Source organism: Weizmannia sp. FSL K6-0777 (genome assembly GCF_038593185.1).
Classification (GTDB): Bacteria; Bacillota; Bacilli; order Bacillales; family Bacillaceae_C; genus Weizmannia; species Weizmannia faecalis.
This window is the reverse complement of the sequence record NZ_CP151971.1, coordinates 2,077,719-2,103,689: the sequence shown is the minus strand read 5'-3', so window position 1 is coordinate 2,103,689 and position 25,971 is coordinate 2,077,719. Positions and strand designations below refer to the sequence as shown.

Annotated in this window: 28 protein-coding genes and 1 other annotated feature; of the genes, 25 read left to right on the top strand and 3 right to left on the bottom strand. The window is 49.9% G+C overall.

Annotated features, from left to right (window positions below; genetic code table 11):
* Positions 1-16: 16 nt before the first annotated feature.
* Positions 17-100 (top strand) — a sequence feature (ribosomal protein L21 leader region).
* Between the two features lie 11 nt (positions 101-111).
* From rplU to pheA, 7 genes are all read left to right on the top strand, one after another.
* On the top strand, positions 112-420 hold the full coding sequence (gene rplU / locus NST70_RS10075; protein ID WP_013859803.1) for a 50S ribosomal protein L21: 309 nt from the start codon (positions 112-114) through the stop codon (positions 418-420).
* Positions 421-432: 12 nt separating this feature from the next.
* Complete coding sequence (locus NST70_RS10070) at positions 433-762, top strand: ribosomal-processing cysteine protease Prp (RefSeq protein ID WP_035188245.1); 330 nt, start codon at positions 433-435, stop codon at positions 760-762.
* Between the two features lie 12 nt (positions 763-774).
* Complete coding sequence (gene rpmA, locus NST70_RS10065) at positions 775-1,065, top strand: 50S ribosomal protein L27 (RefSeq protein ID WP_013859801.1); 291 nt, start codon at positions 775-777, stop codon at positions 1,063-1,065.
* Positions 1,066-1,270: 205 nt separating this feature from the next.
* Complete coding sequence (locus NST70_RS10060; protein WP_179234480.1) at positions 1,271-1,807, top strand: Spo0B C-terminal domain-containing protein; 537 nt, start codon at positions 1,271-1,273, stop codon at positions 1,805-1,807.
* Between the two features lie 34 nt (positions 1,808-1,841).
* Positions 1,842-3,134: a GTPase ObgE gene (gene obgE, locus NST70_RS10055; RefSeq protein WP_104851465.1), complete on the top strand. Its 1,293-nt coding sequence runs from the start codon at positions 1,842-1,844 to the stop codon at positions 3,132-3,134.
* A 48-nt stretch (positions 3,135-3,182) separates the two neighbouring features.
* The gene (locus NST70_RS10050) at positions 3,183-3,635 is read left to right on the top strand and encodes an ACT domain-containing protein (protein WP_014097873.1); all 453 of its coding nucleotides are present in this window, start codon (positions 3,183-3,185) and stop codon (positions 3,633-3,635) included.
* Positions 3,636-3,660: 25 nt separating this feature from the next.
* Positions 3,661-4,506, top strand: coding sequence for a prephenate dehydratase (gene pheA / locus NST70_RS10045; RefSeq protein ID WP_014097874.1), 846 nt, complete (start codon positions 3,661-3,663; stop codon positions 4,504-4,506).
* A gap of 126 nt (positions 4,507-4,632) precedes the next feature.
* Here pheA and NST70_RS10040 read toward each other — a convergent pair whose 3' ends face one another.
* The gene (locus NST70_RS10040; protein WP_235801670.1) at positions 4,633-5,220 is read right to left on the bottom strand and encodes a transcription repressor NadR; all 588 of its coding nucleotides are present in this window, start codon (positions 5,218-5,220) and stop codon (positions 4,633-4,635) included.
* A gap of 156 nt (positions 5,221-5,376) precedes the next feature.
* Between NST70_RS10040 and safA the strand changes: the two genes are divergently transcribed.
* The 9 genes from safA to yajC all read left to right on the top strand — a co-directional run bounded on the left by safA (position 5,377) and on the right by yajC (position 13,218).
* Positions 5,377-6,609, top strand: coding sequence for a SafA/ExsA family spore coat assembly protein (safA, locus tag NST70_RS10035; RefSeq protein ID WP_342474957.1), 1,233 nt, complete (start codon positions 5,377-5,379; stop codon positions 6,607-6,609).
* Positions 6,609-7,577: an aminoglycoside phosphotransferase family protein gene (locus NST70_RS10030; protein ID WP_342474955.1), complete on the top strand. Its 969-nt coding sequence runs from the start codon at positions 6,609-6,611 to the stop codon at positions 7,575-7,577. Before safA ends, NST70_RS10030 begins: the two co-directional genes overlap by 1 nt.
* Before the next feature lie 111 nt (positions 7,578-7,688).
* Complete coding sequence (locus tag NST70_RS10025; RefSeq protein WP_342474953.1) at positions 7,689-8,411, top strand: YebC/PmpR family DNA-binding transcriptional regulator; 723 nt, start codon at positions 7,689-7,691, stop codon at positions 8,409-8,411.
* Positions 8,412-8,811: 400 nt separating this feature from the next.
* On the top strand, positions 8,812-9,414 hold the full coding sequence (gene ruvA / locus NST70_RS10020; protein ID WP_342474952.1) for a Holliday junction branch migration protein RuvA: 603 nt from the start codon (positions 8,812-8,814) through the stop codon (positions 9,412-9,414).
* 16 nt (positions 9,415-9,430) lie between these two features.
* Entirely contained in the window at positions 9,431-10,429 is a 999-nt protein-coding gene (ruvB, locus tag NST70_RS10015) for a Holliday junction branch migration DNA helicase RuvB (protein ID WP_017552653.1), read from the top strand.
* Positions 10,426-10,632, top strand: coding sequence for a DUF2905 domain-containing protein (locus tag NST70_RS10010; protein ID WP_013859790.1), 207 nt, complete (start codon positions 10,426-10,428; stop codon positions 10,630-10,632). The genes ruvB and NST70_RS10010 overlap by 4 nt, the downstream gene beginning before the upstream one ends.
* Positions 10,633-10,667: 35 nt before the next feature.
* Complete coding sequence (gene queA / locus NST70_RS10005) at positions 10,668-11,696, top strand: tRNA preQ1(34) S-adenosylmethionine ribosyltransferase-isomerase QueA (RefSeq protein ID WP_342474949.1); 1,029 nt, start codon at positions 10,668-10,670, stop codon at positions 11,694-11,696.
* Positions 11,697-11,713: 17 nt separating this feature from the next.
* Positions 11,714-12,853 carry a tRNA guanosine(34) transglycosylase Tgt gene (tgt, locus tag NST70_RS10000; protein WP_013859788.1) on the top strand — a complete coding sequence of 380 codons (1,140 nt, stop codon included), beginning with the start codon at positions 11,714-11,716 and terminating at the stop codon, positions 12,851-12,853.
* Positions 12,854-12,882: 29 nt separating this feature from the next.
* On the top strand, positions 12,883-13,218 hold the full coding sequence (gene yajC, locus NST70_RS09995) for a preprotein translocase subunit YajC (protein ID WP_342474947.1): 336 nt from the start codon (positions 12,883-12,885) through the stop codon (positions 13,216-13,218).
* Positions 13,219-13,248: 30 nt separating this feature from the next.
* Here the strand turns inward: yajC and NST70_RS09990 are convergent, their stop codons facing one another.
* Positions 13,249-13,644: a TIGR04086 family membrane protein gene (locus NST70_RS09990; RefSeq protein WP_014097885.1), complete on the bottom strand. Its 396-nt coding sequence runs from the start codon at positions 13,642-13,644 to the stop codon at positions 13,249-13,251.
* Between the two features lie 146 nt (positions 13,645-13,790).
* Here NST70_RS09990 and NST70_RS09985 point away from each other — a divergent pair, with 146 nt between their 5' ends.
* Positions 13,791-14,444 (top strand): DUF421 domain-containing protein, encoded by a 654-nt coding sequence (locus tag NST70_RS09985; protein ID WP_014097886.1) that lies wholly within the window; start codon positions 13,791-13,793, stop codon positions 14,442-14,444.
* Between the two features lie 33 nt (positions 14,445-14,477).
* Here NST70_RS09985 and spoVB read toward each other — a convergent pair whose 3' ends face one another.
* Complete coding sequence (spoVB, locus tag NST70_RS09980) at positions 14,478-16,022, bottom strand: stage V sporulation protein B (RefSeq protein ID WP_017551049.1); 1,545 nt, start codon at positions 16,020-16,022, stop codon at positions 14,478-14,480.
* Positions 16,023-16,125: 103 nt separating this feature from the next.
* On the opposite strand from spoVB, the gene NST70_RS09975 reads away from it, so the two are divergent.
* The 8 genes from NST70_RS09975 to NST70_RS09940 all read left to right on the top strand — a co-directional run bounded on the left by NST70_RS09975 (position 16,126) and on the right by NST70_RS09940 (position 25,966).
* Positions 16,126-16,446, top strand: a complete 321-nt coding sequence (locus NST70_RS09975; protein ID WP_017551048.1) for a post-transcriptional regulator — start codon at positions 16,126-16,128, stop codon at positions 16,444-16,446.
* Between the two features lie 145 nt (positions 16,447-16,591).
* Entirely contained in the window at positions 16,592-18,856 is a 2,265-nt protein-coding gene (secDF, locus tag NST70_RS09970; protein ID WP_035188234.1) for a protein translocase subunit SecDF, read from the top strand.
* A gap of 88 nt (positions 18,857-18,944) precedes the next feature.
* On the top strand, positions 18,945-21,308 hold the full coding sequence (recJ, locus tag NST70_RS09965; protein ID WP_035188232.1) for a single-stranded-DNA-specific exonuclease RecJ: 2,364 nt from the start codon (positions 18,945-18,947) through the stop codon (positions 21,306-21,308).
* Complete coding sequence (locus NST70_RS09960) at positions 21,299-21,820, top strand: adenine phosphoribosyltransferase (RefSeq protein WP_014097892.1); 522 nt, start codon at positions 21,299-21,301, stop codon at positions 21,818-21,820. Before recJ ends, NST70_RS09960 begins: the two co-directional genes overlap by 10 nt.
* A 221-nt stretch (positions 21,821-22,041) precedes the next feature.
* The gene (locus NST70_RS09955) at positions 22,042-24,231 is read left to right on the top strand and encodes a bifunctional (p)ppGpp synthetase/guanosine-3',5'-bis(diphosphate) 3'-pyrophosphohydrolase (RefSeq protein WP_341289131.1); all 2,190 of its coding nucleotides are present in this window, start codon (positions 22,042-22,044) and stop codon (positions 24,229-24,231) included.
* Positions 24,232-24,244: 13 nt separating this feature from the next.
* On the top strand, positions 24,245-24,685 hold the full coding sequence (gene dtd / locus NST70_RS09950; RefSeq protein ID WP_035188226.1) for a D-aminoacyl-tRNA deacylase: 441 nt from the start codon (positions 24,245-24,247) through the stop codon (positions 24,683-24,685).
* A gap of 182 nt (positions 24,686-24,867) precedes the next feature.
* Positions 24,868-25,308 (top strand): MarR family transcriptional regulator, encoded by a 441-nt coding sequence (locus NST70_RS09945; protein WP_035188223.1) that lies wholly within the window; start codon positions 24,868-24,870, stop codon positions 25,306-25,308.
* A 7-nt stretch (positions 25,309-25,315) separates the two neighbouring features.
* Positions 25,316-25,966 (top strand): HlyD family efflux transporter periplasmic adaptor subunit, encoded by a 651-nt coding sequence (locus NST70_RS09940; RefSeq protein ID WP_014097896.1) that lies wholly within the window; start codon positions 25,316-25,318, stop codon positions 25,964-25,966.
* Positions 25,967-25,971 lie beyond the last annotated feature (5 nt).

The window sequence follows — 25,971 nt, the reverse complement described above, 5'->3', positions numbered from 1 at the left end:
GTTATGTTTGTAGCGCCCTGTGCTACAACCGCTCAGGAACAGGCTTTGCAAGTTTTTACATTTCGTAAAACGCCTGTCTTTGGCGAGTCTGAGTCTTAAGGAGGTGCAGTGATGTACGCAATTATTGAAACCGGCGGGAAACAAATCAAAGTAGAAGAAGGCCAAGCTGTATATATTGAAAAATTGGATGCAGCAGAAGGCGAATCGGTTACATTTGACCGCGTTCTTTTTGTCGGCGGCGAATCGGTAAAAGTCGGCAGCCCTGTTGTTGAAGGCGCTACGGTTACGGGTAAAGTGGAAAAACACGGCCGTGCGAAAAAAATCGTTGTATTCAAATATAAAGCGAAGAAAAATTACCACAAAAAACAAGGCCACCGTCAGCCGTACACAAAAGTGGTCATTGAAAAAATCAATGCGTAAGGTGCACGCGGCATGATCCGGGTCCGCATCAAACGCAAAAAGAATGGGAACATCTCATCTTTTCAAATGAGTGGCCATGCCGAATTTGCCGAATACGGCCAGGACATTGTCTGTGCCGGCGCTTCCGCTGTTTCTTTCGGGACGGTGAACGCCATTATGGAAGTGGCGGGGGTTGAACCCGAAATCCGCCAGTCCGAAAGCGGCCTTTTGGAATGCAAAATCCCTTCGCATCTTTCGGAAGAACAGGCGACAAAAGTGCAGATTCTGCTTGAAGGCATGGTTGTATCCCTCGAGACGATAGAACGGGAATACGGCGAATTTATCCATATAACCTTTGAATAGGAGGTGAGCATCATGTTGAAATTAGATCTTCAGTTTTTCGCTTCCAAAAAAGGGGTCGGCTCCACGAAAAACGGTCGTGACTCGATTGCAAAACGCCTCGGCGCAAAACGTGCGGACGGCCAGTTCGTAACAGGCGGCTCGATCCTTTACCGCCAGCGCGGGACGAAAGTTTTTCCGGGCGAAAACGTCGGCCGCGGGGGCGACGACACTTTGTTTGCGAAAGTTGACGGCGTTGTGCGTTTTGAACGACTCGGCCGCGACAAGAAAAAAGTGAGCGTATATCCGGTGGCACAAGAAGCCTAACCCATAAAGCCCCGGGCTGCGATATTCGCGGCCCGGGGCTTTTGCATTTTCCAATAAACCACTCCCGTTCTGAAAAACGTACAAAAAACGGGTTGCCGCGTTCTTCTGGCGAGTGCCGGGCACATGCCGCTATCATTCGCGTCCCGTGCAACATGAGGCAATTTTTGCTATACTTAAACATAACCTATTTCGGAGAACGGGAGCTATGAAAATGCGGGAATGGACGACGGTTGACGTGCTTCGCCACGCCAGGCATGACTGGCTGAACAAGGTGCAGCTGATCAAAGGATACGCCAGCTTGAACAAAATGGAAAAGGTCAAAAATATTGTGGAAGACATTATCCGGGAAGCGCAGCAGGAGTCAAAATTATCAAATTTGCATCTGCCGGAATTTGCCGAGCTTTTGCTTACATATAACTGGGAAGGGCACACGGTGCGGATTGCATACGAAATATTGGATGTGGACCGGAATGTGCTACCGGACGATAGGGAGCTGACCGGCTGGATGAAGAATTTTTTCGCTATCGTTGAAGAAGCAGTCGATCCAAACGGAGACAATCGGTTATCTTTGTCGGTCAGCACTTTGCCATCCGGCGCCCGTTTCTTTTTCGAGTTTAGCGGTACAATAAAAAAGTACGGACTGCTTGCCGGATTTCTGGAAAACGATTGTCCGGGGATGAACGTGATCCACGCGTACCCGCAATCCGCTTTCCCGGTTGAAATAATCTTTCCGAAAGCCTAACGATACAGCAATTGCAAAGGTGGTTTTATCTTTTATGTTTGTGGACCAGGTGAAAATTTATGTGAAAGGCGGGGACGGCGGCAACGGGATGGTCGCATTCCGCCGCGAGAAATATGTGCCGATGGGCGGCCCTGCCGGCGGGGATGGCGGCCGCGGCGGCGATGTCATTTTTGAAGTCGATGAAGGGTTGCGGACGCTCATGGATTTCCGCTACAAGCGCCATTTTAAAGCGGACCATGGCGAAAACGGCATGAGCAAAGGAAAACACGGCCGCGGGGCGAAAGACATGATTGTCAAGGTGCCGCCGGGAACGGTCGTCATTGATGATGATACAAAACAAACGATTGCCGATTTAACGCGCCACGGGGAACGGGCAGTGATTGCCAAAGGCGGGCGCGGCGGCAGGGGCAATATCCGCTTTGCGACACCGGCCAATCCCGCTCCGGAAATTGCCGAAAACGGCGAACCGGGCCAGGAACGTTATATTGTTCTTGAATTAAAACTGCTTGCTGATGTCGGCCTTGTTGGTTTTCCGAGCGTCGGGAAATCAACCTTGCTTTCCGTTGTCTCTTCGGCACGCCCGAAAATTGCGGAATATCATTTTACGACGCTTGTGCCGAATCTCGGTGTAGTCGAAACGGAGGACGGCAGAAGTTTTGTCATGGCCGATCTGCCGGGGCTGATCGAAGGCGCGCACGAAGGCGTCGGGCTCGGCCACCAGTTTTTGCGCCATATCGAACGGACGCGGTTGATCGTCCACGTCATTGACATGGCGGCGGTGGAAGGGCGCGACCCGTATGAAGATTATTTGACGATCAACAAAGAACTGAAAGCTTATCATGAACGCCTTTCTGAGCGCCCGCAGCTCATTATTGCCAATAAAATGGACCTTCCGGGCGCGGAAGAAAATCTGGCGGCGTTTAAAGAGAAGCTGGGCGATGTCGCACGCGTCTTCCCGATTTCCGCGGTGACGCGCAAAGGATTAAGGGATGTTTTGTTTGCGATTGCCGATCTGCTCGATGAAACACCTGCCTTCCCGCTTCATGCTGGCGAAGAACCGGATGCGGAACCGTCCCGTGTATTGTACAAGCATGAAAAAGAAAAGGCCGATTTTACCATTACACGCGATCCGGACGGCAGCTTCGTCATCCACGGGGAAAAAGTCGAGAAGCTGTTTAAAATGACAAATTTCAGCCATGACGAGTCTGTCCGGAGATTTGCCCGCCAGCTGCGCGGAATGGGCATTGATGACGCGCTCCGTGCACGCGGCGCGAAAAACGGCGATACCGTCCGCCTTTTGGATTTTGAGTTTGAATTTGTAGATTAACCGTGCTGGGCCGGGGAATCCCGGCTCCCGAGTGGAGGAAAGGGCACTTTGGAAAAGAAAGCAGAGCATAAGTTTATCTTGGTGCGTGAGGATGTTTTGCCGGAAGCGATGATCAAAACACTTCAGGCGAAAGAACTGCTGGAAAGGGGACAAGCGGTATCGGTCGGGGACGCGGCGAAAAAAGCGGGCTTAAGCCGCAGCGCTTTTTATAAATACCGCGATACCGTTTTTCCGTTCCATTCGGTTGTAAAAGAAAAAATTGTGACCTTGTTTTTTTATTTGGAAGACCGGTCCGGGACATTATCCGAAATTTTAAGGATTATTGCATCTTACTCATGCAATATTTTAACGATTCACCAGACGATTCCGATACAGGGGCGGGCAAATGTCACCGTTTCGCTGAATGTGTCCGGGATCAACAGGAGTTTAAATGATCTGCTGGAAGAACTGCAGGCATTTGAGTTTGTCAATAAAGTAGAAATATTAGGGTCCGGAGCCTAGAACTCCGGCCGGCGGGGGAGAGGAAATGAAAGCAGCTTTTTTCGGGCCGGAAGCGACGTTTACCGATATCGCGGTCCAGTCAGTGTTCCCGGAGGCCAGCCGGGTTGCGTATCGGACGATTCCGGAATGTCTGGAAGCCGTGAAGACAAAACAGGTGGATATGGCGGTTGTTCCGCTTGAAAACGCCCTGGAAGGTTCGGTAAATTTAACGGTCGATTACTTGTATCATGAAGAACTGCCGCCGATCCGCGCGGAAATCATCGTGCCGATCGAGCAGCATTTTATGGTTCATCCTGCAAATGCCGGCGCCTGGCGGGAAACGGAAAAAATCATTTCCCATTCCCATGCGCTTGCGCAGTGCCACCAGTTTCTGCGCCGGGAATTCCGGCATGCGGAAGTGGAAGCAATGGGCTCTACGGCCGCTGCTGCGAAATATGTAAGCGAACACCCGGAACTGAAATGGGGGGCGATCGCCAATGAAATGGCAGCGGAATTGTACGGCCTTGAAATCGTCAGGCGTGCAATCCATGATTATCCGTTTAACCATACGAGATTCATTGTCCTTTCAAATGAGGAGCTTCATATCGAAAAAACGCCTGATTTCCTGAAATCGACGATCATGGTCACACTGCCGACGGACAAGGCAGGATCGCTACACCAGGTGTTGTCTGCCTTTGCCTGGCGAAAGATTAACTTGAGCAAGCTTGAATCGCGGCCGTTAAAGACGGGGCTTGGAAACTACTTTTTTATGATTGACCTGAACCACTCCTTAGAAGAAAAGCTTGTCCGCTTTTCGCTTGAGGAAATCCACGCGCTCGGCTGCACCGTGAAAGAACTCGGGACCTATTATAGGTATATGGCGGATAAATGATGATCGCTTCTTCAAGAATGTTAGGATAAGCCCGGCTGGAACCCGGGCTTATTATTTTTTGCAAAACAAGCTTTAAACCCAGGTTTTTAGGCCGGATGGGTGATGAAAAAGAGCTGTCCTTTATGTTTAGGGCAGCTCTTTTTCATTTTCTGCAAATAAAATGCCAGCTTCTTTCAGCGCCTGTTCCGCTTCTTCAACCTGCCGCCCGCTTGCGGCTTCCACCGTATGCAAGTGGATGCCGCCTGTTAATTCGGATAAGTAGCTGGCATTTGTTTCTTCAATGCGGCGGATAAACCGGGCCACTTCTGCGCGGGTGGAGACCATGATCGAGGCGGTCAGATCGCCGTATACCGGATGCTCCACCTTGACATCTTTTACGGTCACCCCGTGGTCCACGAGCAAATTCAGCTCATGTGCGACCTGTTCGCGACTATGCATGCAAACAAGCGTTTTCTCCACTTTGTTTTCCGCACCGGCGGGGTGTATGTACAAATATCCCTGGCTCGTTGCCAGGATCGGTTCGTTTTTCGCTTTCAGGAGCGTAATATCATTTACTATAATCTGCCGGCTTACATTTGTCCTTTTTGCCAGTTCCCCGCCCGTAATCGGCTCCCGGCTATTCTGCAGCCATTCGAGGATCAAATGCCGCCTTTCATCCCCAAGAATTTTTTTCTTCTCTGCCAACAGCGTTTCCCCCCATTCATTCGGCCTCATTCGGATTTTATCATACGAAGGCGCCGGGATGAAAGAATCAACCCTTTAAAGGGCATAAAGGACGCGGGACGTTCATAAGTTTTTATGTAAAATCAATCGCATTTTGCCCGGCACCACATAGAATGTATGGACTTAAGCCTTGAGGAGGGGAAATGTGTGAAAATCCATATCGTGCAAAAAGGCGATACGCTCTGGAAAATCGCCAAAAAATACGGCGCCGATTTTGACGAATTGAAAAAATTGAATGCGCAATTATCCAATCCGGAAATGATTATGCCCGGCATGAAAATTAAAGTTCCGACAACGGGCGGCATGGTAAAAAAAGAGACACATACAGGCCATGCAGGTTATACGGGCCACGCGGGTGCAAAAGAAATGCCGCTCGTGACCCATCCGTACGAGCAAATGCCCGAGGCCAAGATGCCCGTCGCAAAAGAAATGCCGGTACCAAAAGAGGTGCCAAAAGCGCCAGCACCGAAAGAAACACAGGTGAAAGAAAAAGTGGTTGAAAAAAAAGAAACGATTTATAAGCCGGTGATGCCGCAACCGGTCATTCCTGAAATTGACATCCATAATTACTATGTGACCAATATGGCTGAAATCGAAACCCATACAGCTGCACCGCCGCCGAAGCACCATGAAAGCGAATCGTCGGAAAGCGTGCACTACACCATGCCGGTAAAGGAAGAGTGCCCGGAAATGTATGTACCGTATAATCCGTGTCCGCCCGTGATGCCGGTATACGATTGCGGCTGCGGGGGAGGGGACATGCACGCCGGATTTTTCCCGCCTCCTTACAGCATGCCATATCCGCAAGTCCCATATCCGATGCCGTACCCAATGGCCTATCCGCAAATGCCGGTGATGACCGCGCCAACAGGGTTCACGCAAATACCGGCGATGGCCGCGCCGGCAGGGTTTATGCCGCAGCAGCAGCCGGCATGGCAGGAGGGGCAGCAAGTGATGCCGGGTTACGAATGGGAAGAAGAATCTTCTTCATCTTCTCCTTACCCGTATGGCCCCGGTATGCAGGCAGGGGTTTCTGCGCAACATCCTGCCGCCGTGCCGCAATGGGGAGCGCAGCAGGCTCCTTTATACGGCGCTGCTTCAGAAAGCCCCGCTTATATGCCGCAGTACATGCCGCCGCAAACCATGCCGCAGTACGCCCCGTATCCGCCGCACCAGCCGCAGCCATGCGGGTGCCAAAAGCAACCGTACGGCATGCAGGAACCATTTGGCGGCATGCCGCAACCGCCATACGGGATGCCACAACCGCCATACGGCGTGCAGGAACCGTACGGGATGCAGGCCCCGTTCGGCTATGACCGGGGCGAAAAAACGGACCAGCCGCAGGAAACCCGGGATCCTTCCGGCGAAGAAGAAAAATAATGGGCGGCGGAAGACAAGAGGGAGACGAAACCAAACGTCTCCTTCTTTATGCGGAAAACAGGCTGCAGGAACCCATTGTTCACTGGCGCAGGTTGCGCGACCGGGTGTGGCTTGTCGGGACAAAGACAAAAAAAGTGATTATGAAGCAATATGGTTCCGATGCGCGCCTTAAACGGCAAATGCTGCTTACATCGGAACTGCAGAAAAGCGGTTTCACTCAAACTTGCCGTTTTCTGGAAGATGAAAGCGGCAGCCCCTTTCAAGGCAAAACTTTTGGCTTTATGGCATACATTGAAGAAGACCCGGCCGGTTTCACCTTCGGGACGGAAAAAGACATCCGCGCCGCTTTCCGCCTGTTAAAACAGTATCACGAAAAGACCGCACATTTTCCGCAAGCCGTAAAAATGGAATTTCCACGCTTTTTTCAGCTGAGAAAATGGCAGGCGCGGTACCGTGCATTTCTGGAAAACAAAGAACAGATTGTCCGATATTTGCCGGAAACGTATTTCACCGCGTACGAAAGATGGGCAGGCGAGGCGTTAAACCGGCTCGAAAAAAAACAGCATTGGCTTCACCGCCCGCCGTACTGCATCACGCACGGCGATGTTGCCCACCATAATTTTTTGCGTGCGAAAAACGGGAAACTGTATTTGATTGATTTTGACCTTGCCCGCCTTGCCCCGGCCTGGACTGATGATCTCCAGTTTTGCAACCGGGTTTTGCCCGCTGCTTCATGGTCGCTTGCCGCCCTTGAAAACTGGGGAATGCTGGATGGCGCGCCGGACCGGGAAACTTTTCTGGAGGCGCTTCTTTACCCGACGGATGTTTTAAGGGAGTGGAACCGTTTTGCTGGAAGCGGCAAAAAAGAAAAAGAGCAGTACTGGCCGCATCTTTCCCTGCTTTCAATTGGGCAGTTCGGGGAACGCGCCCGGTTTCAAAAAGAAGTAAAAAGGCGTTTGCAAGCATAACGGAAAACCAGGGGCGCTCCCCGCCGGCATAACGATTTTCATCCTCCTTTCGGGCGAGTATGGTATAGTAATAGGGGACTGTATCAGCGCTGTCAGAAAGGAGTGATGGCCATGTCCGGCCATTCCAAATGGAAAAATATTCAGGGCAGAAAAAATGCGCAGGATGCAAAGCGCGGAAAAATCTTTCAAAAACTGGCAAAGGAAATTTATGTAGCGGCGAAAAACGGGCCTGACCCGGAAGCAAATTCAAGCCTCCGCCTGGTCATTGAAAAGGCAAAGGCCGCCAATATGCCGAATGACAATATTAAACGCGCCATCGAGAAAGCAAACGGCAGCCAAAACGCCGAACATTACGAGGAAATAACATATGAAGGGTACGGGCCGGGCGGCGTTGCCGTCATGGTCACGGCTTTAACCGATAATAAAAACCGGACCGCTTCGAATGTCCGTGTTGATTTTTCGCGCAACGGCGGAAATCTCGGCGAAAACGGATGCGTGTCTTTCCTGTTTGACCGGAAAGGGTATCTTGTCATCGAGCGAGAAGGGCTCGAGATAGATGAAGACGGAATGCTGCTTGCCGTGATTGAAGCAGGCGCCGAGGAAATGGAAACGAGCGATGAAGTGTTTGAAATTTATACAGACACGGAGCAATTCATGGATGTGAAGAAGAATCTGGAGGAAAAAGGCTTTACATTTGCCCGGGCAGAAATCACCATGGTGCCGCAAAACACAATTGCTTTGGATGAAGCGCAAAAAGAAAAGATGGAGCGATTGCTGGACAGGCTGGAAGACGATGACGATGTCCAGGAAATTTACCATAACGCCGAATTATAATGTCCCAGGCACTTTCTGCACCCGGCCCGGCCGGGTGCAGAAAGTGCTTTTTTGCGGCAAAGCCGGTTAGGCCTGTATCAAACCGGCTACACTGTGGAGTGTGGCCCGTGCTGTTTTAAACCGATGCACTGCGGCTAATCGTGCCATTTAAACCCGGGCGATTGTTCCAGCTGAAAATCCGGGGAAGCCCATCCGGAGGCAGCGGCGGCCCGGTATGCCGGACGGACACTCATCTGTCTCCGGATGCCGGTTTCCTTCCGCCATGGAAACAGGAAAAGCGCCTCATCTTTAGGAACCATCCGGCCGGAAAAAAAGGGAAAGACCGGACATTCGTTCCCAAAACGGTTGCATTCTGTGGTACAATATGGGATAGCAAGTTTTTGAGGAGCGTGTGGGAAGGTTGTACGAATATATTAAAGGCATCATTGATTCCGTGAGCCCGGATTACATTGTCGTGGAAAACGGGGGGATCGGCTACCGGCTGCTGGCGCCGAACCCGTATATTTTTTCAAAAAGCATCGGACAAGAACGAAAAATTTTTACATACCAGCATGTGCGCGAAGATCTGATCGCGCTTTACGGTTTTGAAACGGCGGAAGAACGGGCGCTGTTTCAAAAGCTGCTCAATGTTTCCGGCATCGGGCCAAAAGGGGCGCTTGCCATTCTTGCGTACGGGCAGCCGCAGCAGGTTGTTGACGCCATTGAGAATGAAAATGAATCTTTCCTTGTCAAATTCCCCGGTGTCGGCAAAAAAACGGCAAGGCAGATGATTCTTGATCTGAAAGGAAAGCTGCAAGGCCTCGTGCCGGAGATGCCGGACGAGGCAGGCGGGGAAAAAGCGGTGCCTGCATCCACCAACCAAAACCTCGAAGAAGCGATGCTCGCTTTGGCGGCGCTCGGCTACTCGGAAAAAGAAATCGCGAAAGTGGTGCCTGAACTTCCGGAAGAAGTGCTTTCTGCGGATGAATATATTAAACTCGCTTTAAAAGCAATGGTAAAATAATGGAGGAGGGGAGAGAATGGAAGACCGCGTAGTTTCCGGCGAGGCAAACGAACAGGAAGTTTCCTTTGAAATGAGCCTCAGGCCGCAAACCCTTGCGCAATATATCGGCCAGGATGAAGTGAAGCATAATTTAGCCGTGTTTATTGAAGCGGCAAAAGGACGGCGCGAAACACTCGATCATGTGCTACTTTACGGTCCGCCGGGGCTTGGCAAAACGACGCTTGCCGCCGTGATCGCAAACGAAATGGGCGCGAACATCCGGACGACTTCAGGGCCTGCCATCGAGCGGCCGGGCGATCTTGCCAGCGTGTTAACCGCGCTTGAACCGGGGGAAGTGCTGTTTATTGACGAAATCCACCGCCTGCCGAAAGCGATTGAAGAAGTGCTGTACCCGGCAATGGAAGACTTTTGCCTTGATATCGTAATCGGCAAAGGATCGGGTGCCCGCTCCATCCGCCTTGATTTGCCCCCGTTTACTTTGATCGGGGCGACGACAAGGGCTGGTTCGGTTTCAGCACCGCTGCGCGACCGGTTCGGGGTGATCAGCCGGCTCGAATATTATAACGAAGCGCAACTGGCGGAAATTGTGCTGCGGACAGCCGGCATCCTTGAGACGGCGATTGAGCCTGAGGGGGCGGCGGAAATTGCAAGGCGTTCGCGGGGCACGCCGCGGATTGCGAACCGGTTGTTAAGAAGGGTGCGCGACTTTGCCCAGGTCAAAGGAGACGGAAAGGTAACCCTTGAGATCGCCAATTATGCCCTTGAACTTTTGCAAGTTGACAAACGCGGGCTTGACCATATTGATCATAAACTGTTAAAAGCGATCATAGAGCGCTTCCGGGGCGGTCCTGTCGGGCTCGACACGATTGCGGCCAGCATCGGGGAAGAAAGGGAAACGATTGAAGATGTATATGAGCCGTATTTGCTGCAAATTGGCTTTTTGCAGCGAACGCCGCGCGGCAGGGTAGCGACCCCGCTTTGCTATGCGCATTTTCATATGGAGGTGCCGGAATGAGCGGATTTGGAAAAGTGCTGATGACCATCGCCGTGATTCTTTTTGCTCTCGGCCTGTTGTTGCAGTTTACGAAAATCGGCCGGCTGCCCGGCGATATCCTCATTAAAAAAGGGAACACAACCTTTTATTTTCCAATCGCAACATCGATCCTTTTAAGCGTGATCTTAAGTGTGTTATTATATATCATTGGACGGTTCAAGTAGCCGCAAATGGAATTCAAAACGAAGGGGAAGCAACAATGAAACTCGATTTATTTGATTATAACCTGCCGGAAGAGCTGATTGCCCAAGCGCCTTTAAAAAACCGTTCGGACAGCCGGCTGATGGTGCTGGATAAAAAAACAGGGGAAATTGAACACAGCGTATTTAAAAACATTACGCAATACCTGCGCCCGGGGGACTGCCTTGTCCTGAACAATACAAAAGTATTGCCGGCAAGGCTGATCGGCATAAAAGACGAAACAGGCGCAAAAATTGAGGTGCTGCTTTTAAAACAGCTCGAAGGAGACCGGTGGGAAACCCTTGTCAAACCGGCAAAACGTGTGAAAACAGGGACGGTTGTCCGGTTTGGCGACGGAAAGCTTTCCGCCGTTTGTGCGGAGGAGCTGGACCATGGCGGCCGGGTAATGAAATTCCGGTACGAAGGGATTTTTTACGAAGTGCTGAATGAACTCGGAAAAATGCCGCTGCCGCCCTATATTAAAGAACAGCTCGAGGACCAGGACCGCTACCAGACCGTGTATGCAAAAGAACCGGGTTCTGCCGCTGCGCCGACGGCCGGGCTCCATTTCACGGAAGCGTTATTGAAAAAAATTGAAGCAATGGGCGTGAAAATAGTCTATATTACGCTCCATGTCGGCCTTGGCACCTTCCGTCCCGTCAATGAGGAAAATATTGAAAACCATGATATGCATGCGGAATTTTACCAGGTATCAGAAGAAGCGGCCCGCACGATTATGGAAGTAAAAGAAAACGGCGGCCGTGTGGTCTCTGTCGGCACCACCTCCACCCGCACACTTGAAACGGTGGCAAGCGCCCATGGTGGAAAAATTGCCGCCTCAAGCGGATGGACGGATATTTTTATTTATCCGGGTTATCAATATAAAGCAATTGATGCCCTGATCACCAATTTCCACCTGCCGAAGTCGACGCTTATTATGATGGTAAGCGCATTGGCAGGGAGGGAAAATATTTTGCATGCCTACGAGACGGCGGTAAAAGAAAAATACCGTTTCTTCAGTTTCGGGGATGCGATGCTGATTAAATAGTGGAAGGAGCGCATCACTTGGCTGCCATTACTTATGAACTGATCAAAACGGAAAAACATACAGGCGCCCGCCTCGGAAAACTCCATACGCCGCATGGCACCTATGATACCCCGATGTTCATGCCGGTCGGAACGCTCGCCACGGTGAAGACGATGTCGCCGGAAGAATTGAAAACAATGGGGGCCGGCACCATTTTGAGCAATACATATCATTTGTGGCTGCGCCCCGGGCATGATATTGTTAAAGAGGCAGGCGGGCTGCACAAATTTATGAACTGGGACCAGGCGATCCTGACCGATTCAGGCGGGTTCCAGGTCTTCAGCTTGAGCAAGATCCGGGACATTACGGAAGAAGGCGTCCATTTCCGGAACCATTTAAACGGGGACAAGCTGTTTTTGTCTCCGGAAAAATCAATGGAAATCCAGAATGCGCTCGGTTCCGATATCATGATGGCATTCGATGAGTGCCCGCCGTACCCTGCTTCTTATGAATATATGAAACAGTCGGTGGAAAGGACAGCGCGCTGGGCGGAACGCTGTCTCCGTGCGCATGCGCGCCCCGGTGTGCAGGGCTTGTTCGGGATCGTACAGGGTGGCGCGTATGAAGATTTGCGGCTTGAAAGCGCAAATGCCCTTGTGTCGCTCGGCTTCCCGGGCTATGCGATCGGCGGCCTGTCCGTCGGCGAGCCGAAGGACGTGATGAACCGGATGCTCGCATTTACAACACCGCTGCTTCCGTCGGACAAGCCGCGTTATTTAATGGGGGTCGGTTCGCCCGATTCTTTGATTGACGGCGCCATCCGCGGCATTGACATGTTCGACTGCGTGCTGCCAACCCGGATTGCAAGGAACGGCACGGTGATGACATCAACCGGCCGTCTTGTTGTCAAAAACGCACAGTACGCCCGCGATTTCCGCCCGCTTGATGAGCATTGCGACTGTTATACATGCCGGCACTACTCACGCGCTTACATCCGGCATTTGATTAAATGTGGCGAAACTTTCGGAATTCGTCTGACCACTTACCATAATTTATATTTTTTGTTAAAATTAATGGAAAATGTAAGGCAGGCGATCCGCGAAGACCGGCTGCTTGATTTCAAGGAAGAATTTTTTGAGCAATACGGATTTAACCGTCCGGATGCAAAAAATTTCTAATACAAGCAACTTAAGAAGGGAGGATTCAGATGGCGTGGGCCCAGTTACTGCCTTTGGTGATTCTGCTTGTGCTGTTTTATTTCCTGCTCATCAGGCCACAGCAAAAAAGGCAGAAAAACATCCAGCAGATGCAGAGCAATCTGGCGAAAGGGGACAAAATTGTCACTATCGGCGGCTTGCATGCAACTGTGGATTCGATTGATGAAAATAAAGTCGTCTTAAGATGCGGCGATGGCACGCGGCTGACGTTTGACCGCTCGGCGATCCGTGAAGTAACGGAATCCGTTGCAGCGAAAAAAGCAAAAGTCGAAAGCCAGAAAGCAGACAAAACAGTGGCAGAAAAAAATGCCGGAGAAACGAAATAAAAAAAGCGCCGTGTAATGCGGCGCTTTTTTTCAGGATTCCCGTGACCTTCCTGAGAAGAGGTTGACCCCTAAAATGCCCCCCATTGCGGCGACAACAATATAGCAAGCATGGTAAATGGCTTGTTTCACCGTAAAGAGTTCATCATAACCAAGGTACTGGACGAGAAAAACAATCGCTGTGTAGAGGATCCCCGTCAAACTGCCGAGGAGCCACCCTTTCTTTTTTCCTTTTCCGCCGCCGACGAGCCCCCCGAGAAATAAACTGAAAAAAGAAATCATCGTGACCGCCGTATGCAAAGCATGCTCCGTCATATCCGAAAACCGCAGAATCAGTGAAATCACGAGGCTTGATATGGCAAGCAGGACAAAAATGACGCCCAGCCCGTAAACAAGGCCGATACTGTATTTTTGCGCTCCGATTTTCATTCTCCCCCTTTGACAAGCTTTTTCCTCAGTACAAGCATATGCCTGGAAACAGCAAAAAGAACCGGGCAAAAGATTTTTAGAAAGTTTTTTCGCAGGCTGAGCATACTAAACATGATTTTGACCTTGACCGAACGGGGGGATTGGCGTTGGAAAATTTATTGATTATTTTTTTTCGGACACTGCTCATGTATGTTGCCATTCTTGTTATTTTCCGGTTAATGGGAAAAAGGGAGATTGGCGAACTAAACGTTTTGGATCTTGTTGTGTTCATCATGATCGGGGAAATGGCGGTCGTCGCCATTGAAAATCACAGTGAGCCCGTTGTAAATACCCTTTTGCCAATGGTTGTCCTGCTCGGCATCCAAATCGCGCTGGCACTTTTCTCGCTCCGCAGCAGCCGGATCCGCAAACTGATTGACGGCAAGCCGAGCATTCTCATCAATAAAGGAAAAATCGATGAAAAGGAAATGCGCAGGCAGCGTTACAATTTTGACGACCTTTTAATGCAGCTCCGTTCAAAAGATATTGATAATATTGCGGATGTGGAATTTGCGATTTTGGAAACTTCCGGGCAGCTGTCGGTGGTGAAAAAAAACAAAAATAAAAACAAACCGGCATCCTATACGGAACCGCTCATTGTCGGAGGGAAGATCCAGCAAAGCAATTTAAAGAAAAGCAACAAAACCGAAGCGTGGCTGCGCAGCGAGCTGCAAAAAAGAGGGTACGGGGATATCGCCCGGATTTCGTTTTGCAGTTATCAGGATGGCGCGTTTTATATTGATCTGGATGATGTGCAATAAGCCCGGCCGGAACATGCAGGGCCTATTGCTTTTTTATAACCATTTTTTGAGGATCGGAATATACATGAGATCGGACCGGCGGATCAATTTTGTCATTATAAGCAGCAGCGTATAGACGGCCACGGTCAAACAAATGCCCGCTAAAAGCCGCAGGAAAGATGCGTCTTGTGCCATCATACCGGTGAACCACCAGTGCCCGACCGCGCCGGAAACGACCGAAACGGCCAGAAGCTTGGCCCAGTCATGGACATACAGGGTAAACTGGATTTTTTTCAAAACGGTTGCAAAATGAAGAAATGTTACAAGCACCATTCCCGCCATGATGCCGATCGCGGCGCCGTTGATCCCGAACTCCGGGCGGGAAGCAAGGACAAAAATGGTGCCCAGTTTCACGACAGCCCCGATGATGCTGTTGATCATCGCCGCTTTTGCCAGATCCATTGCCTGCAGTGCAGCCTGGAGCGGCGCCTGGCATGCCTGGAAAATAAAAAACGGCGCCATGATTTTGATAAACTGTGACCCGTTTGCCGTCCCGTACATCGCCTGCATGAGCGGTTCTGCAAAGACATACAGGATGACAACCGAGATGCCGCCAGTTAAAAGGGAAAAACGCAATGCCTGCTGGAGCCTGTGTTCAACAAGTCTGGCATTTTTCCGGGAATTTGCTTCGCTGATCGCGGGCACAAGGGCGGTTGACAAGGAAACCGTGACAAAAGACGGGAGCATCAACAACGGCATCGCAAAGCCGGTTAAAGAACCGTACTGTTTTGTCGCAAGATGTGAAGCGACACCGGCAAGAGCAAGGCAGTGGGAGACGACAATCGGCTCGAGGAACCAGGAGAGATTGCCGATCAGCCGGCTCCAGACGGTCGGAACCGCCACGCGCATCAGTTCGTAAAACGTGTCTTTCCCCGATTTTACGGCTTTGAAAAAATGTTTGCGGACGCGAATCTGCTTTTTCAGTTTAAACATCGTAAACATATAAAGAAGGGATGACAGTTCTCCCAATATCGATGCAAACATCACCCCTGCTGCCGCATATTCAATCCCGTACGGCAGAAGCAAATTGGCAAAAAATGCGATCAGCATAATCCGCACACTTTGCTCGATGACCTGCGAGACGGCATAAGGCTTCATGTTTTGCTTCCCCTGGAAATAGCCGCGCAATACAGCGGAAACCGCCACAATCGGGATAATCGGCGTGATGGCGGCAAGCGGGTAATAGACGCGCGGATCTGTGAATAAATGATCAGCCAGATACGGCGCGAGTAAAATCAGCCCGGGCGTAAAAATGGCCGATAGCGAAATGGTAACCGTTAGGGAGATGACAAGAATTTTTTTAATTTTCGCCCTGTCCCCGACGGCGTCTGCTTCGGCAATACATTTCGAGATCGCGACCGGCAGTCCGAGCTGGGTTACCGTAATGACGAGCATTAAGGTCGGAAAAGCCATCTGATGGAGCCCGACACCCGTTTCCCCGAGCGACCGGGCAATGACAATCCGGTTGATAAAACCAAGCACCCTTGTTACAAAGCCTGCGGCGAGCAATATAATCGTTCCCCTTAAAAACTTGGACATTCTGTTAACCTGCCTTCTCAAATCCGCAATTTTCCTATACAATGATGTATATGCACGGTAATGGACAAGAATACATCAATGCCTAAGGAAAGGGGCAGAGCGTGTGAAGGACCGCCATCCTTATGAAAAATACTATAAAAAACTTGAACCTGCCGTAAAAAGCAAGGCGGAAGAACTGGCCGTCTTTGGCTACGGCGCGATTGAAGCGAGGGATGTCTGGGAATATTTAATCCGGAAAGTGTGGAAAAATCCGGATCCGGCGCATGTCCGTATGTATGCGCTTGTTTCCGACGTTTTATCGGTTAAGCCCGGCGATTTGATGAGTTTTAAAACCGTGGAAGCTTACCGTTCGCCAAACTGGTTTGCAGAGCTGGACGAAAAGGAGCTGGATGCGCTTTTTAACGGGGACAAGACGGAAGAATAAGCGGGCAAATAAGCAAAACCGGCTGCATACGGAATAATAAGAAAAATTGACACGCTTTTTGCCCTGCATCATAATAGAAATGATTCACGGGCGCATGCATTTTTTGGCATGTGATATGTTTTGATTCGCTAGGAGGCTGTACATAATGGTGAAAAGGAGCCGCATCGTTGCCTTCTTTCTCATTGTCCTGCTGTTTGCGGGATTAATAGGGGGAACGACGGATAAAATTGTCAAAAAAATTAACCTTGGCCTTGATTTACGGGGCGGGTTTGAAGTGCTTTACAAAGTGGAACCGGCCAAAAAAGGGCAGAAGATCGATAAAGCCGCGCTTGCGGATACGGCTGCCGCATTGGACCGGCGGATCAATGCGCTTGGCGTCAGCGAACCGCAGATCTCGGTCGAAGGCAATAACCGGATCCGCGTCCAGCTTGCCGGCGTGAAAGACCAGAACGAAGCGAGAAAGATGCTTTCGACAACTGCCAATCTGACATTCCGTGACGTCAATGACAAAGTGATGATGGACGGGACAGACCTTGTGCAGGGAAAAGCGAAACAGTCATTTGACCAGAACGGCAAACCGGATGTTGTCCTGCAGTTAAAGAGCCGGAAAAAGTTTGCCGACGTCACGAAAAAAATTCTGGCGATGGCACCGAATAACCAGCTTGTCATCTGGATGGACTTTCAAAAAGGCGATTCCTATAAAAAAGAAGTGGCGAAGAAGAATCCAAAATTTTTGTCCAATCCGAGTGTGAATTCTGTTTTAAACACAGACCAGGTTGAAATTACCGGGAACTTTACGGTAAAAGAAGCGTCCAATCTTGCAGACCTCTTGAATGCAGGAGCGCTTCCGGTGAAGCTGCACGAAATCTATTCGACCTCTGTCGGCGCATCTTTCGGGCAGGAAGCGCTGCATGACACGATTCTTGCCGGGATAATCGGCGTTGCAGCCATTTTTCTCTTTATGATCGGCTACTACCGTTTTCCTGGTTTTATCGCATGTATTACGCTGTCCGTTTATATTTTCCTGATTTTGCTCATTTACCGTTTAATGGGCGCGGTTCTGACGCTTCCCGGGATTGCTGCGCTTGTTCTCGGGGTCGGGATGGCGGTCGATGCCAATATTATTACCTACGAGCGGATTAAAGAGGAACTGCGCGTCGGAAAAAGCGTGAAATCCGCATTCCGGGCAGGGAACAAGTCATCGTTCGTGGCCATTTTTGATTCCAACTTAACGACGATTCTTGCGGCGGTCATCCTCTTTTATTTCGGGACAAGCTCGATCAGAGGCTTTGCAACAACTTTGATTATCAGTATTCTGCTCAGCTTCCTGACGGCGGTTTACGGCTCGAGATGGCTGCTCGGCCTCTGGGTGAACAGCAATTTCCTGAAAAAGCGGCCGCACTGGTTCGGCGTGAAAAAATCGGCGATCCACAATATTGCTGAAAACATTGATACGCATGATTTGAAAACGAAATTTGACTGGTACGACTTTGTCAAGCACCGCAACATTTTCTTTACGATTTCAGCTGTGCTGATCATTGGCGGGTTTATTCTCCTGTCTATTTTCAAATTGAATCTGAGCATTGATTTTTCGAGCGGGACGCGCATTGAAGTCAGTTCAAATCAAGCACTCAGCCAGCAGGAGATTCAGCGCGACCTTGACCATCTGCATTTGAAATCAGAAGATATTGTGATGCAGGGGACCAACCGGCATCATGCCGTGATCCGGGTGAAAGGCTCGTTCAGCGATAAAGAGAAGAGCACGCAAATCAACCAGTATTTTACAGAAAAATACGGGAAGAGCCCGAGCATCAGCTCCGTTTCGCCGACAGTCGGGAAAGAGTTGGCCTTAAGCGCCGTGTATTCTTTGCTGTTGGCGGCAGTCTGCATCATTATTTACGTGGCCTTCCGGTTTGAATGGAGAATGGGGGTTGCCTCCATCGTCGCACTCTTCCATGACGCCTTTTTCATGATCGCCTTTTTCAGCATCACAAGGCTTGAGGTCGATGTCACATTCATTGCGGCGGTCCTGACGATTGTCGGTTATTCCATCAACGACTCGATTGTCACATTCGACCGGATCCGCGACAATTTAAACCGGCGGCGGAAAATTAAAACCGCGAAGGAAATTCATGATATTGTCAACGCCGGGATCCGCCAGACACTGGCCCGGTCGGTCAATACCGTTTTGACCGTGCTGATGACGTCCGTGGCCCTGGCCATTTTCGGCAGTGAATCGATCCGCAATTTCTCGATCGCGCTGATTGTCGGGTTGATTACCGGAACATACTCGTCTATTTTCATTGCCGCACAAATCTGGTTTGTACTGAAAAAACGGCAGCTGAAAAAACATGGCGCCATCGTCATTCAAAAAGCGCGGCGTACCCGCGCGGATGAACCGCAAGTATAAGAAAAATGCAGGCGAAATGCCTGCATTTTTTGTAATGACAGTTTTCCGCCGAAACGTTATAATAAAGTATTGTGAAAGAGGTGGAGATATGCTGCAGTCAAGAACAAGATGGCGGGTGCCGGAAATGGAACCAAAAGCAGCCGCAACGATCTCGCAACAATTGAACGTTTCGCCACTTGTTTCAAAATTGCTTGTAAACCGCGGCATAACGGATGTTGAAGAAGCGCGGTCTTTTTTATTCCATGAAGGGCTAGCGTATTATGATCCGTTTTTGCTGCATGATATGGAAAAAGCAGCGGCCCGCATCCGCGAAGCGATTAAAAAAGAAGAACCGGTTCTCGTCTTCGGCGATTACGATGCGGACGGCGTAACGAGTACTGCCATCATGATGGCCGCTTTAAACGATCTTGGCGCCCATGCTGAATTTTATATCCCGGACCGGTTTAAAGAAGGGTATGGGCCAAATGAAGCGGCTTTCCGCCGGGCGGCTGAAGAGGGTTTTCAGCTAATCATTACCGTTGATACCGGTATTGCCGCTGTCCACGAAGCGGAAGTGGCCCGCGAACTCGGGATCACGCTCATTATTACGGACCATCACGAACCTGGGCCGGTATTGCCGGAAGCCTTTGCCATCGTCCATCCGAAGCATCCGGAAAGTACATACCCGTTCCGGGAACTGTCGGGCGCAGGCGTCGCTTTTAAAGTCGCCCATGCGCTGTACGGCAAAGTGCCGGAACAGCTTGAAGATTTGGCCGCTATCGGGACGGTCGCGGATCTTGTGCCGCTTCTGGACGAAAACCGGCTGATTGCCATAAACGGCATCAAACGGTTGAGAACGACAAAGCGGGCGGGGCTTGTGGCGCTGTGCCGGTGTGCGGATATCCGCCAGGAAGAGATCAATGAAGAAACCATCGGCTTTGTGCTCGCCCCCCGCTTAAATGCAGCCGGGCGCCTGCAGCATGCGGCACCGGCAGCGGAACTGCTAATGACCGAAGACACAGAAGAAGCCGGGATGCTCGCTGAAACGATTGACGGGCTCAATAAAGAACGGCAAAAAATCGTAAACGACATGACAAATGAAGCAATCGAACTGGTGGAAGAAGAAGTGGAAAAGGGGGCGCGTGTCCTTGTTGTCGGGAAAGAAGGCTGGAATGCCGGCGTAATCGGCATTGCCGCCTCGCGCCTTACAGAACGCTTTTACCGGCCTGCGATTGTGCTCAGCTTTGACCCGGAAACAGGGCTGGCAAAAGGATCGGCGCGCAGCATTGACGGCTTCCATATGTTTAACGAATTATCGAAATGCAGGGATATTTTGCCGCATTTTGGCGGGCATCCGATGGCGGCGGGGATGACGCTTTCTTTATCCGATGTGGAGGAACTGCGGCGCCGGCTGAACGAACAGGCCGCGGCATTGCCGGACGAGATGTTTGTGCCGGTTACGAACATCAGCGCTGAAATTTCCATAGAAGAAGCGGGGATGGAAGCGATCCGCGAAATGGCATTGCTCTCGCCGTTTGGCACGGCGAATCCGAAGCCGCTTCTGTTGCTGGACGGGGCCGAATGCCCGCAAATCCGGGCGATCGGCGCAGACGGGAAACATTTGAAATTGACGCTTTCTAAAAACGGCACAACGCTCGATGGGATCGGCTTCGGGCTCGGGCATCTTGCCCCGCATATTTCCCCTTCTGCCTGCATATCGGTTGTCGGGGAGCTGTCCATCAACGAATGGAACAATATCCGTAAGCCGCAAATGATGGTGAAGGATATCAAAATCACAAACTGGCAATTGTTTGATTTCAGGGGCAACAGGCCTTTAAAGCAATGGGCACGGTACGTCCCGGAAGAAGACCAGGCTTTTGTTGTCTTCCAAAAAGAAACATTGCGGAACCTGCCGCTGCCGGATTTTTCCGTCCGCCTTGTGTCGGTTGCGACAATGGAAGAGGCAAGGGCATTTGATCCTTCAAATAAAAACATTGTGTTTCTGGATCTTCCGAAAGGCCCGCGGATGATGGCGGCACTGCTTGAGGGCGGTTCGCCGGCCAGGATTTATGCGTATTTTTACCATGCCGGGAACCACTTTTTCAGCACGTTCCCGACACGCGAACATTTTAAATGGTTTTACGCTTTTCTTGCAAAAAGGAAAACGTTCAACCTAAAGCAGCACGGGGATGAGCTGGCGGCTTATCGCGGCTGGTCGAGAAATACCATCGATTTTATTTCGCAGGTGTTTTTTGAACTTGATTTTGTTACAATAAAGGATGGATTTATTTCCCTGAAAGCAGCCAAACAAAAACGCGATTTAAAGGAATCTCTTACGTATCAAAAAAAACTGGCACAATATCAAATGGAAAAGGACCTGCTGTACTCATCTTTCCAGGAGCTGAAGATGTGGTTTGACCAAATGATCAAGCCTGCTGTACAGTATGAGGAGGAAACAGCAAAATGGATTTAAAACAATATATTGCACTCGTCCCGGACTGGCCTAAAAAAGGCGTGATGTTTAAGGATGTGACGCCTTTGATGAATAACGGGGATGCGTTTAAATATGCGACGGACCAGATCGTCCAGTATGCGAAAGACAAACAGATTGATCTCGTGGTCGGCCCTGAGGCGCGCGGCTTTATTATCGGCTGCCCGGTCGCATACGAACTTGGCGTCGGCTTTGCCCCGGTCCGCAAAGAAGGCAAACTGCCGCGGGAAACGATCCGTGCGGAATATGATCTCGAATACGGAAAAGCGGTGCTCACGATCCATAAAGATGCGATCAGGCCGGGCCAGCGCGTTTTGGTTACGGACGATCTTTTGGCAACAGGCGGCACGATGGAAGCAACCGTCCGGCTCGTTGAAGAACTGGGCGGGGTTGTAGCCGGCCTTGCTTTTTTAATTGAATTGAATTATTTGCACGGCCGCGATAAACTGAAGGGCTATGATATCCTCACCCTGATGGAATACGAGAATGAATAAATTGTAAGGAAATCGGCAAAATTGTCGGTTTCTTTATTTATCCTTCATCCGGATGAAATGACGGGCCGGTTTTGTCCGTACTGGGAAAAACCGGCTGTTTTCGCCAAATTTCTTCCATTCTGTGTCATTTACTTTACAATCTTCTTTTTTTTCATGATAATAATGTCAATATGATATTGCAATCATCAATTCATATATTCCAGTTTAAAGGTGATTTTTTTATGGCGAATGACCGAATAATGACCGCCGAGGACGTCATTGAGAGGACAAAACAATATTTAAACGACGAACATGTTGAAATGGTGCGGCATGCCTGTGCGTTCGCCAGTAAAGCGCATGAAGGCCAGAAGCGCAAATCGGGGGAGCCGTATATCATTCACCCGATTCAGGTTGCCGGGATACTGGCGGATTTGGAGATGGATCCTTCAACGGTTGCAGCAGGTTTTCTGCATGACGTTGTGGAAGATACAGATGTGACACTTGACGAGCTTCGTGAAGAATTTAACGATGAAGTGGCGATGCTTGTTGACGGGGTGACGAAACTCGGGAAAATTAAGTATAAATCGCATGAAGAGCAGCAGGCGGAAAACCACCGGAAAATGTTTGTCGCGATGGCGCAGGATATCCGCGTCATTTTGATCAAACTCGCGGACCGGCTGCACAATATGCGTACATTGAAACATCTTCCCCCCGAAAAGCAGCGGCGGATCGCGAATGAAACGCTCGAAATTTTTGCGCCGCTCGCCCACCGCCTCGGCATTTCCGCCATCAAATGGGAGCTTGAGGACACCTCGCTCCGTTATTTAAATCCCCAGCAATATTACCGGATTGTGAATTTGATGAAGCGGAAGCGCGCCGAGCGTGAACAGTACCTGCAAAATGTCATTGAAGAAGTGAAGGAACGGCTTGCGGATATCCATATCAAATCGGAAATTTCTGGCAGACCGAAGCATATTTACTCGATTTACCGGAAAATGGTCCAGCAGCATAAGCAATTTAACGAAATTTATGACTTGCTTGCCGTAAGGATTATTGTCAAAAGCATCAAAGACTGCTATGCCGTGCTCGGTGTCATCCATACATGCTGGAAACCGATGCCGGGCCGGTTTAAAGACTATATTGCGATGCCAAAGCCGAACATGTACCAGTCGCTCCATACGACGGTGATCGGGCCAAAAGGCGAACCGCTTGAAGTGCAGATCCGGACGTTTGAAATGCACCGCATTGCCGAATACGGGGTTGCTGCACACTGGGCATATAAAGAAGGCAAAACGGTCAATGAGAAAACGTCTTTTGAGAAAAAATTGTCATGGTTCCGCGAAATTCTCGAATTTCAAAATGACACCAATAATGCGGAAGAATTCATGGAATCACTGAAAATCGACCTGTTTTCCGATATGGTGTTTGTCTTTACGCCAAAGGGGGACGTCATTGAACTGCCGTCCGGGTCCGTCCCGATTGATTTTGCCTACCGGATCCACTCGGAAATCGGCAACAAGACAATCGGCGCGAAAGTCAACGGCAAAATGGTGACGCTCGATTACCAGTTAAAAACTGGCGATATTGTCGAAATTCTCACTTCAAAACACTCATACGGGCCGAGCCTCGACTGGGTGAACCTTGCCCAGACATCTCAGGCGAAAAACAAAATCCGCCAGTTTTTCAAACGCCAGCGGAAAGAAGAAAATATTGAAAAAGGCCGCGAAATGGTGGAAAAAGAAATCCGGGCGATGGAATTCGGCGTAAAAGAAGTGATGACCGCCGACAATATCAAACGAGTTGCCGAAAAATTTAATTTTGCCAATGAAGACGACATGTACGCTGCTGTCGGGTACAACGGGATTACCGCAAGCCAAATCGCCAACCGGCTGACAGAAAAATGGCGGAAGCAGCGGGACTCCGAAGAAGCGATTAAGGAGATTGTCTCCGAGCAGAAACCGGCCGCAAAGCACCGGAAAAAGGATGCAGGCGTAACCGTGAAGGGCGTCGACAATTTGCTGATCCGCCTTTCGAAATGTTGCAATCCAGTGCCGGGTGATGAAATTGTCGGTTTTATCACAAAAGGCAGAGGCGTTTCCGTCCACCGCGCTGACTGTCCAAACGTGCAGAACGAAGAGGCGCAAAGCCGGCTCATTCCGGTCGAATGGGAGACGGATGCGGCCGACCGGAAAGAGTATAATGTCGACATTGAGATTACCGGATACGACCGCCGCGGCCTGCTCAATGAAGTTCTGCAGGTGGTCAATGAAACGAAAACGAATATTTCGGCCGTCAGCGGGCGCAGTGACCGCAACAAAATGGCCACGATTATCATGTCAATTTCCATTCAGAACATTAGCCATTTGCACCGAGTCGTGGAAAGAATTAAACATATTCCGGATATTTATTCAGTCAGAAGGATCATGAGTTAAAGGAGTCAGAAAAATGCGGGTTGTTTTGCAGCGCAGTAAGGAAGCGTGCGTCACTGTTGGCGGGGAAGTGGCAGGAAGCATTACAAAAGGCTTTGTCCTCCTCGTCGGCGTAACGCACGAAGATACCGAAAAAGATGTAGTCTATCTCGCCGAAAAAATCGTCCATCTCCGTGTGTTTGAAGATGAACAGGGAAAAATGAATTTGTCGCTTTTGGATACCGGAGGGGAAATCTTGTCGGTTTCCCAGTTTACTTTGTACGGCGATTGCCGGAAAGGGCGGCGCCCGAATTTTATGGCGGCGGCAAAGCCCGGACAGGCAGAACAGCTTTACCATCTGTTTAATCAGAAGCTGGAAGAAAAGGGTGTCCATGTCGAAACCGGCAGATTCGGGGAGATGATGGATGTCCGGCTGACAAATGACGGGCCGGTTACGCTCATTTTGGAAAGCAAATAAACAGCCAAAACCCCGAAAAAACCGGGGTTTTTTCTTTTCACAAAATAAAAACGTTTCCAAAAAAGTTTTAGTGTAATATAGTTGACAATTGTACTTTGGATATGCAAAGATAGATAGCGTTAATAATTCGGATGCGAATTATTTCGTAAAGAATCATTTAAGGGTTAAAGGAAGGGGGATACATGGAGAACGGTTCATATGAATTGTTAAAATCGCTTTTCAGGCTGAATAAAGCCATTTTACGTTTGGCCGAAAAAGAGGCGGAACAGCATGGCTTGACCGCGATGCAAATGTTTGCGCTAAAAGCCATCGCGCTTCATCCCAATATGCGATTAAATGAGCTGGCGGAAAGCCTCTATTTAACGAACAGCACAGTCAGCGGCATTGTTGACCGGCTTGTCCAGCAGGAATTTGTCAACAGGGTATCATCCAAGGATGACCGGAGAGCCGTTGTCCTCTGTCTGACCGAAAAGGGGAAAAGCAGGCTCAAAGCGTTTATGGGCGGCAATACAGTACTGAAACAAAAAATGTACCTGATTACAGAACGTTACGGAGCGGAGTTGGAAAATCTGTTAAGGCTCCACAACGAAATGCTGGAAATTTTAACATCTGAGGAGGAGTAAACTTTTTATGAGCGCAAGACGGATGATTTTGATCAATATTATTATTCTTGTTATTCTCGTTGGCGGCGGTTTTACCGGATATTATTTTTACAACCGCTCGGTCAGCTATGTCACAACCGATAACGCCTATATTGACGGCCAGTCGGTCACCATCGCTTCTCCTGCAACCGGCAAACTCGTTTCATGGGACGGTAAGGAAGGCAAGGCATTTACCAAAGGGGATAAAGTCGGTACCGTTGAAGTACAAAACGGCGCCAATACGGTGAAAATGGATATTAAAGCGCCGGCAGACGGCACGATCGTGAAAAATTCCGCGGTTGCGAATACGTATGTGGCAGCCGGTACAACACTTGCACAAAGCTATGATTTGGACGACTTGTATGTCACTGCTGAAGTAAAAGAAACAGATCTTAATGACGTGAAAACCGGCCAGGACGTTGACGTGTACGTGGATGCCTATCCGAACACCAAACTGACAGGAACCGTCGATTCAATCGGAAAAGCGGCTGCCAGCACGTTCTCCCTTATGCCGACAGACAGAAGCTCAGGCAATTATACGAAAGAAACACAGGTCATTCCTGTTAAAGTCAAACTTGACAGCTATGGCGGGCTGGACCTGGTTCCGGGCATGAACGTGACTGTGCGCATTCATAAGTAGGTGAA